Here is a 6,998-nt window from a genome sequence, read left to right as displayed (position 1 = left end):
CCGACCCGAACCCGTCTCGTTCTCAGCAGAGCCCATAGGGTCTGATGTCATCACTCACAGTGCCCATCCCGCCGGACGCTGAGGTCCGGCGTGTCGGGCCGGAACCACCGTTCGTTGCACAGGCCCTCGGTCTCGGGGACCGGGGTGGGAGTGGCCTGCGGGGCCGTCGTGGTCGACGGCGCCGGGGTGGCCGGGGTGCTGGTGGCACCCGGTGCGGGCTGCCCGGCGGGGGCGGGAGCCTGCGGGTCGGCCGGGGCGCGCAGCTGGGAGCCCGGGTCGGTCAACGACAGCGGCGAGCCCCGCATCAGCTGCGGCACGGCCGGGTTGACCCCCGAGCCGCCGGCCTGCAGCTGCTCGAGCACCTGCTGCGGGGTCGGCAGCGGCACGGCGCCGTCGAGGATCGGCGCGAGGCCGTCGCACAGGGCGGCCGTGGGCTGGTCGAGGCCTCCCGGGAGCTGGCCCGCGCCGCGGCGGAGGATCTCGCAGATCGCGACCGGCAGCGGGTAGGCCAGCTCGTTGATGTTGGCCCGGGTGTCGAGGGTCTCCGAGGAGCCGTTGTAGATGTTGGTGAGGTTGCTCAGGGCCGCCGGGGCGACGTCGGCGATCTCGGACAGCGCCCGCTGGTGGTCGACGATCTCCTGCGACACGCTCGCGAGCTTGTCGACGTTCGACCGCAGGGTCGCCCGGTTGTCCTGCACGAAGTGCGCGACCTCGCCGAGCGCGTAGGACAGCTGGTTCAGCGCCCCGCCGAGCTCGCCGCGCTGGCTCGCGAGGAAGCCGGTCACGTCGGCCAGCTTCCCGTTGAGCTCGCGGATGCCGGGGTCGTTCTCCCGCAGCGTCCCGACGAACTTCTGCAGCTCGGTGATGGTGCCGAACAGGTCACCGCTGGACCCGTTCAGGGTCGCCGAGAGTCCGCCGAGGTTGCGGATGGTGTCGTTGAGTGCCCGGCCGTTGCCGTCGAGGTTCTTCGCGGTGACGTCCAGGACGTCGTTGAGCGCACCGTTCTTGTTCGCCCCCTGCGGGCCGAGGGCCCGGGAGAGCTCGGTCGCGGTCCGGGTGAGGTCGTCGACGCCGAGCGGGAACGCCGTGCGCTCCAGCGGGATCGGCTCGCCGTTCCACTCGGGTCCGCCGGTCCACACCGGGGTCAGCTGCACGTAGCGGCCGGTGACCAGACTCGGCGAGACGACGGCGGCCTTGACGTCGGCGGGCAGGCGCACCTCGTCGTCGGTGATGGTCATGTCGACCCGCACCCGGTCACCCTCCGGCGTGATGCGGTCGACCTTGCCGACCGGGACGCCGAGCACCCGCACGTCGTTGTCCTCGAACAGCGCGGCGGAGCTGGTGAAGTAGGCGGTGACCTGGCGGCCCCCGCCGGAGGTGATCAGCCAGATCGCGCTCGCCACCAGGACGGCGACGACGGCGATCAGGGCACCGAGCTGGAGCTGGCGCCGGTCGTTGGCCCAGGACCCCATCAGCAGTCACCCCCGAGCGGCACGACCGGCGGCAGCAGACCGCACAGGTAGTTGTCGAACCAACGGCCGTTGCCGAGGGCGTTGCCGAACACGCGGATGAACACCGCTTCCTTGTCGAGGATCTCGCCGAGGTTGTCGCGGTTCTCCTCGAGCACCGCCTGCACACGGTCGAGGGTCTCCAGCGCCGGACGCAGCTGCGCCTGGTTGTCGGCGACCAGACCGCGCAGCTGGATCGACAGGCGCTGCACGCCGTCGAGCAGGTTCGCGATCGCGTCCTTGCGGCGCTGCAGCTCACCGAGCAGCAGGTTGCCGTCGTTGACCAGCTTCACGACGTCGCCGCGGCGGTCGGCCAGCGTGGTCGACAGCTGCCGGGTGTTGGCGAGCAGCTTCTTCAGCTCGCCGTCGCGGCTGGAGATGGTGTTCGACAGGCGGGACAGTCCGTCCAGGGCCCCGCGGATCTCCGGCGGGGTGTCGCGGAAGGTGTCCGAGAGCGTGGTCAGGCTCGACGCGAGCTGCGTGGTGTCGAGCTGGTCGATCGTGCCGGAGAGGCCGTTGAAGGCGTCCACGACGTCGAACGGGGACTTCGTCCGGTCCCGGCCGATCGGCTCGTCGGGGTTCTGCTCGCCGTCGCCGCGCGGGTCGAGGGCGAGGAACTTGGAGCCGAGCAACGTCGCGATCTCGATCGACGCCGTGGTCCGGTTGCCGACCCAGGCGTCGTCGACGGTGAACTCCACGTTCACGTGGTCGCCGTCGAGGGAGACCTTCTGCACCCGGCCCGCCTCGACGCCGGCCACGGTGACACGGTCGTTGGCCTGCAGGCCCGCCGCCTCGGGGAACTCCGCGGTGTAGCGGGTGGCCCCGGAGAAGATCGCCTCGTAGTTGAACGCGGCCAGTGTCAGCGCCGCGATCAGCACGATTCCGATCACCGCCGTCAGGACGGGGCGCTTCTGCCCTGCCTGTGCCATCAGTTGCCTCCCGGCTGCAGCGCTGCTGTCGGGTCGCTGCTGGAGTCGACCGGGCCGCGGCCTGCCGCCTGGCCCAGCAGGCCGCCGACCGACTCGGTGGTCGGCTCACGCATCAACGGGTTGTCCTGGGCCCGGTTGTCCGGCTGGTCGCCGGGCTGCGAGCCGTCGGTCGGGGCGGTGTTGCCCGCCCCGATCCCGGACGGGTCCGGGCCACAGCGCCGCTCGGGGTTGCGGATCGGTCCGATGCCCAGGTCCTCCAGCGAGGTCGGCGGCAGGATCGGCGAGATGCCGATCTGGCCGTCGAGGCCGCAGAGGTAGAAGTTGAACCAGCTGCCGTAGGAGCCGACGCGCGCGATCCGGTTCAGCTTGAACGGCGTGTACTGCAGGAACCGCTCGATCGCGGGGCGTCCCTGGTCGAGCTGGGTCGCGAGGTCGCCGAGGTTGCGGATGTCGTCGCGCAGCGGCGGGCGGGCGTCCTCCAGGAACGACCCGGTGACCTGGGTCAGCTCGCCGATGGACTGGATCGCGTTGCCGATGGGCTCGCGGTCCTGGGCGAGCCCGGACACCAGCGCCTGCAGCGAGCTGATCAGCTCGTTGAGGCCCTCGTCGTTGCGGTTGACGGTGTCGAGGGTCAGGTTCAGGTTGTCGATGACCTGACCGATGACCTGGTCGCGGTCGGCGATCGAGTTGGTCAGCGACGACGTCGAGGCGAGCAGGCTCTGCACCGTGCCGCCCTCGCCCTGCAGGACCTGGACGATCTCCATCGACAGCTTGTTGATCTGATCCGGGTCGAGGCCCTGGAACAGCGGCTGGAAGCCGTTGAACAGCACGGTCAGGTTGACCGCGGGCCGGGTCCGCTCGATCGGGATCTGGCCGCCCGGGGGGAGGTCCTCCCCGGTCGGGCCCGCGCCCTGGTCCAGCGCCATGTACCGCTGGCCGATGAGGTTCTTGTACTTCAGGGTCGCGCTGACCGTCGCCGGCAGCGGGGTGGCCGAGTCGACGTCGAACGCCACCTCGGCGACCCGCTGGTCGACGATGCGGACGTCCTTGATCGACCCGACGACGACGCCGGCGATGCGGACATCGTCGCCGGCCAGCAGGCCGGTCGCGTCGGTGAACCGGGCGGTATACTCGGTGACCTGGCCACCGCGCGCGTTCGCGATGGTCAGGCCGAGCATCGTGGTGCCCAGTGCGGTGATCAGCGCGAAGACCAGGAACTTGACCAGCGCCGAGATCGGGAGCCTGCTCACGTCAGCGTCACCTCCGTGCCGCGCAGGAGCGGGCCGACCAAGGTGGCGCTCCAGGCCAGGACGGCCTGCGGGGAACCGCCCTGGTGGGCGGCCAGCAGCTCGGCGACGACCTGCTGCTCACCGGTGGAGTTCGCGACGCCCATGTCGACCGAGCCGCTCTGGTGCGCCCCGTCGTAGGACGACGGCTGGATGCCGGCCCGGCCGAGCGTGGTGGTCAGCGAGGGCAGCACGCCCGCGCCGTTCTGCGCGCTCTGGTCCTGGATCAGGCCGAAGCTGTTCGTGCCGTCGTAGGTGCCGAAGGTGTCGGTCCCGAAGTCCTCGGGGTTGCCCATCGGCTGCCCGGCCGGGGCCGGGCCGGGGACGGAGCCGTCGCGGAACGGGCCGTCCGGCGGGTACTGGGTGCCGGCCGGCGACGGGATCGGGTAGCAGCGCGACCCACGGTCGTCGCCGTAGCGGGGCTCGTCCTGGTTGGGCAGGTACTCGCCCTTGCTCGCGACGATCTCGAGGGTGATGTTGATGCCCACCCGGTCGGTGCCCGGCCGGATCGCGTTGTTGATCTTCGGGATCAGCTCGACGAGCTGGCGGGTGAAGCAGGGGAACTCGGGCGAGTAGCGCTCGAGCGTCTCCAGCGTCGGCCGGCTGGCCGCCGACAGCCCGATGAGGTTCTCGCCGTTGGCGTCGAGGAAGGCCCGCAGGTCGTCCGACGCGCCGGTGATGGTGCGGTAGAGGTTCCGCAGCCCCTCGCGCTTCTCGACGATCGTGCGGCTGGTGACCGTCAGGTTGTCGAGCGCGTCGAGCAGGTCCGGCGCCGCCTGGTTCAGGTTGTCGGAGAACGTCGCCAGCTGGCGGATGTCCTCCTGCAGGTCGGGCACGGCCGGGTTGAGGCCCTCGACCAGCGTGTTGAGCTGGGCGAGGGTCTCGCCGAGCTGGTTGCCGCGGCCCTGCAGGGCCTGGGAGAGCGCGCCGAGGGTGGTCGCGAGGTCCTGCGGGCGGACGGTCTGCAGCAGCGGCAGGAGATCGTCGAGCACCCGCTCGACCTCCAGGGCGGCCTGGCTGCGGTCCTCGGGGATGACGTCACCCGCGGCGAGGCGGGCGGTCGAGGGCGCGGCCGGCGGGACGAGCGAGACGAACTTCTCGCCGAACAGCGTCTTCGGCAGCAGCTGCGCGGTGACGTTCTCCGGGATCTCGTCGAGGTACTGCGGGTCCATCGACATGTCGATGCTGGTGGTCGTGCCGTCCGAGACGACCTTGTCGACCTGCCCCACGATCAGACCGTTGATCTTGACGTCGGAGCGCTCCTGCATCTGGGTGCCGACCCGCGCGACGTTGAGCGTGACCGGGACGCCGGAGGAGAACACCCCGGCGTACTGGGCGACGGCGAGGCCGAGCAGGACGACGATGACCGCGACGAAGGCCAGGCCCTGCAGCACGCGCTTGGTGGACCTCATCCGGCCACCCGCACCGAGGTGGAGGTGCCGAACATGACCAGGGTGAGGAAGAAGTCGAGCACCGCGGCGCTGACGATCGACAGCCGCACCGCCCGGCCCACCGCGACGCCGACGCCGGCCGGGCCGCCCTTGGCGGAGTAGCCGTAGTGGCAGTGGATCAGGATGATCACCGTCGCGAACACGATCACTTTGAGATAGGACAGCAGTACGTCACTGACCGGCAGGAACAGGTCGAAGTAGTGGTCGTAGGTGCCACCCGGCAGACCGTTGAGCAGCGTGACGTTGATCCGCGACGCGGCGTAGCTGGCGAGCAGGCCGAGCGTGTAGATCGGGATGATCGCGACGACGCCGGCGACCACCCGGGTGGTGACCAGGTAGGGCACCGACGGCACGGCCATGACCTCGAGGGCGTCGATCTCCTCGGAGATCCGCATCGCACCGAGCTGGGCGGTGAACCCCGCGCCGAGGGTCGCGGTCAGCGCCGAGGCGGCGACCAGCGGGGCGATCGAGCGGGTGTTGAAGTAGGCGGTGATGAAGCCGGTCAGCGCCTCGACGCCCAGTGCGTCCAGGGCCCGGAAGCCCTGCAGGCCGACCAGCGAGCCGACGAACAGCGACAGCGACGCCATGACACCGACGGTGCCGAGGATGACGATCAGCGCGCCGGACCCGAAGGAGACCTCGGCGAGCAGCCGGGCGACCTCCTTCTTGTAGCGGGTCAGCGTCTTCGGGATCCAGAGGATGGACCGGATGTAGAGCGAGAGCTGGTCGCCCAGCTCCTCCAGCTGGTTGAGCGGCGCCTGGGCGGCCCGGCGGGTCCGCGCTCCGAGTCGGGTAACCATCAGAAGCCCTTCGGCGGGACGAGCTCGAGGTACAGGGCGGTGAGCACGAGGTTGATGAGGAAGACGAGGACGAAGGAGATGACGACGGCCTGGTTCACCGCGTCACCGACCCCCTTCGCGCCGGGCGGTGGGTTCAGCCCGCGGAACGCGGCGACGACGCCGGCCACGATGCCGAACAGGAACGCCTTCAGCTCGGACACGACGATGTCGCTGACCTGCGCGATCGCCGAGAAGCTGGAGATGTAGGCGCCGGGCGAGCCGCCCTGGATGATCACGTTGAAGAAGTACCCGCCCGCGACGCCGACGCAGGTCGCGAGGCCGTTCAGGACGACCGCGGTGATGCCCATGGCGAGCACCCGCGGGACGACGAGGCGCTGGATCGGCGAGATGCCGAGCACCTCCATCGCCGCGATCTCCTCGCGGATGGTCCGCGCACCGAGGTCGGCGCACACAGCGGAGCCGCCGGCCCCGGAGATCAGCAGCGCGGTGACGATCGGTGCGGCCTGCTGGACGATCGCGAGGACCGCGCCGGCGCCGGTCTGGGACTGGGCGCCGAACTGGCGGGTCAGCTCACCGAGCAGCAACGCGATCGTCGCGCCGAAGGGGATGGTGAACAGCGCGGTCGGCAGCGCGGAGACCTTGGTGACGAACCAGGTCTGCTCGACCAGCTCGCGCCACTGGAACGGCCGGCGCAGTCCCTGGCGACCGATCTCGGCGAACAGGCCGAAGAACTTGCCGACCGGGGTGAGCGCCCGGGTGACGGGACTGGTCATCGGTCACCGCCGGAGAGCTGGTGCCGGCCACGGGGGTCGGGGGTGTCGTCGGTGATCCGCGGGTGGATGTCGGTCGGGTGCTCGTCGCGGGCCTCGGAGATCGTGCTCCCGTCCTGCGCGGGGCGGGCGAACCGAGAGGTCGCGTCGGTCTCGGCGTGCTGCTCGCGGATCGCGTCCTGCGCCGACCGCGGCAGCTCGTGCAGCATCGCCTCGACCCGCTCCCGGCGACGGTGCACCGCCTTCCGGTCCGG

General features: G+C 70.8%; 5 protein-coding genes and 2 pseudogenes. All 7 read right to left on the bottom strand.

All coding sequences use genetic code 11. The features are described 5' to 3' along the window. Positions 1–50: 50 nt before the first annotated feature. Positions 51–1,472 (bottom strand): MCE family protein, encoded by a 1,422-nt coding sequence (locus tag FVA95_RS26880; RefSeq protein WP_149666612.1) that lies wholly within the window; start codon positions 1,470–1,472, stop codon positions 51–53. Beyond that, the gene (locus tag FVA95_RS26875) at positions 1,472–2,437 is read right to left on the bottom strand and encodes an MCE family protein (RefSeq protein ID WP_075310132.1); all 966 of its coding nucleotides are present in this window, start codon (positions 2,435–2,437) and stop codon (positions 1,472–1,474) included. Before FVA95_RS26875 ends, FVA95_RS26880 begins: the two co-directional genes overlap by 1 nt. 245 nt (positions 2,438–2,682) lie before the next feature. Continuing rightward, a pseudogene (locus FVA95_RS26870) lies at positions 2,683–3,615 on the bottom strand (MCE family protein); the annotation flags it as partial. 68 nt (positions 3,616–3,683) lie between these two features. Further along, on the bottom strand, positions 3,684–5,135 hold the full coding sequence (locus tag FVA95_RS26865) for an MCE family protein (protein ID WP_149666610.1): 1,452 nt from the start codon (positions 5,133–5,135) through the stop codon (positions 3,684–3,686). Continuing rightward, on the bottom strand, positions 5,132–5,974 hold the full coding sequence (locus FVA95_RS26860; RefSeq protein WP_149666609.1) for an ABC transporter permease: 843 nt from the start codon (positions 5,972–5,974) through the stop codon (positions 5,132–5,134). The genes FVA95_RS26865 and FVA95_RS26860 overlap by 4 nt, the downstream gene beginning before the upstream one ends. Further along, positions 5,974–6,747: an ABC transporter permease gene (locus FVA95_RS26855; RefSeq protein WP_020622220.1), complete on the bottom strand. Its 774-nt coding sequence runs from the start codon at positions 6,745–6,747 to the stop codon at positions 5,974–5,976. Before FVA95_RS26855 ends, FVA95_RS26860 begins: the two co-directional genes overlap by 1 nt. Continuing rightward, positions 6,744–6,998: pseudogene (locus FVA95_RS26850) on the bottom strand (ABC transporter ATP-binding protein); the annotation flags it as partial. The pseudogene FVA95_RS26850 and the gene FVA95_RS26855, both read right to left, overlap by 4 nt.

It is taken from the genome of Pseudonocardia sp. EV170527-09 (genome assembly GCF_008369905.1).
In the GTDB taxonomy this organism is placed as follows: Bacteria; Actinomycetota; Actinomycetes; order Mycobacteriales; family Pseudonocardiaceae; genus Pseudonocardia.
This window is presented reverse-complemented; position numbering and strand designations above follow the sequence as displayed.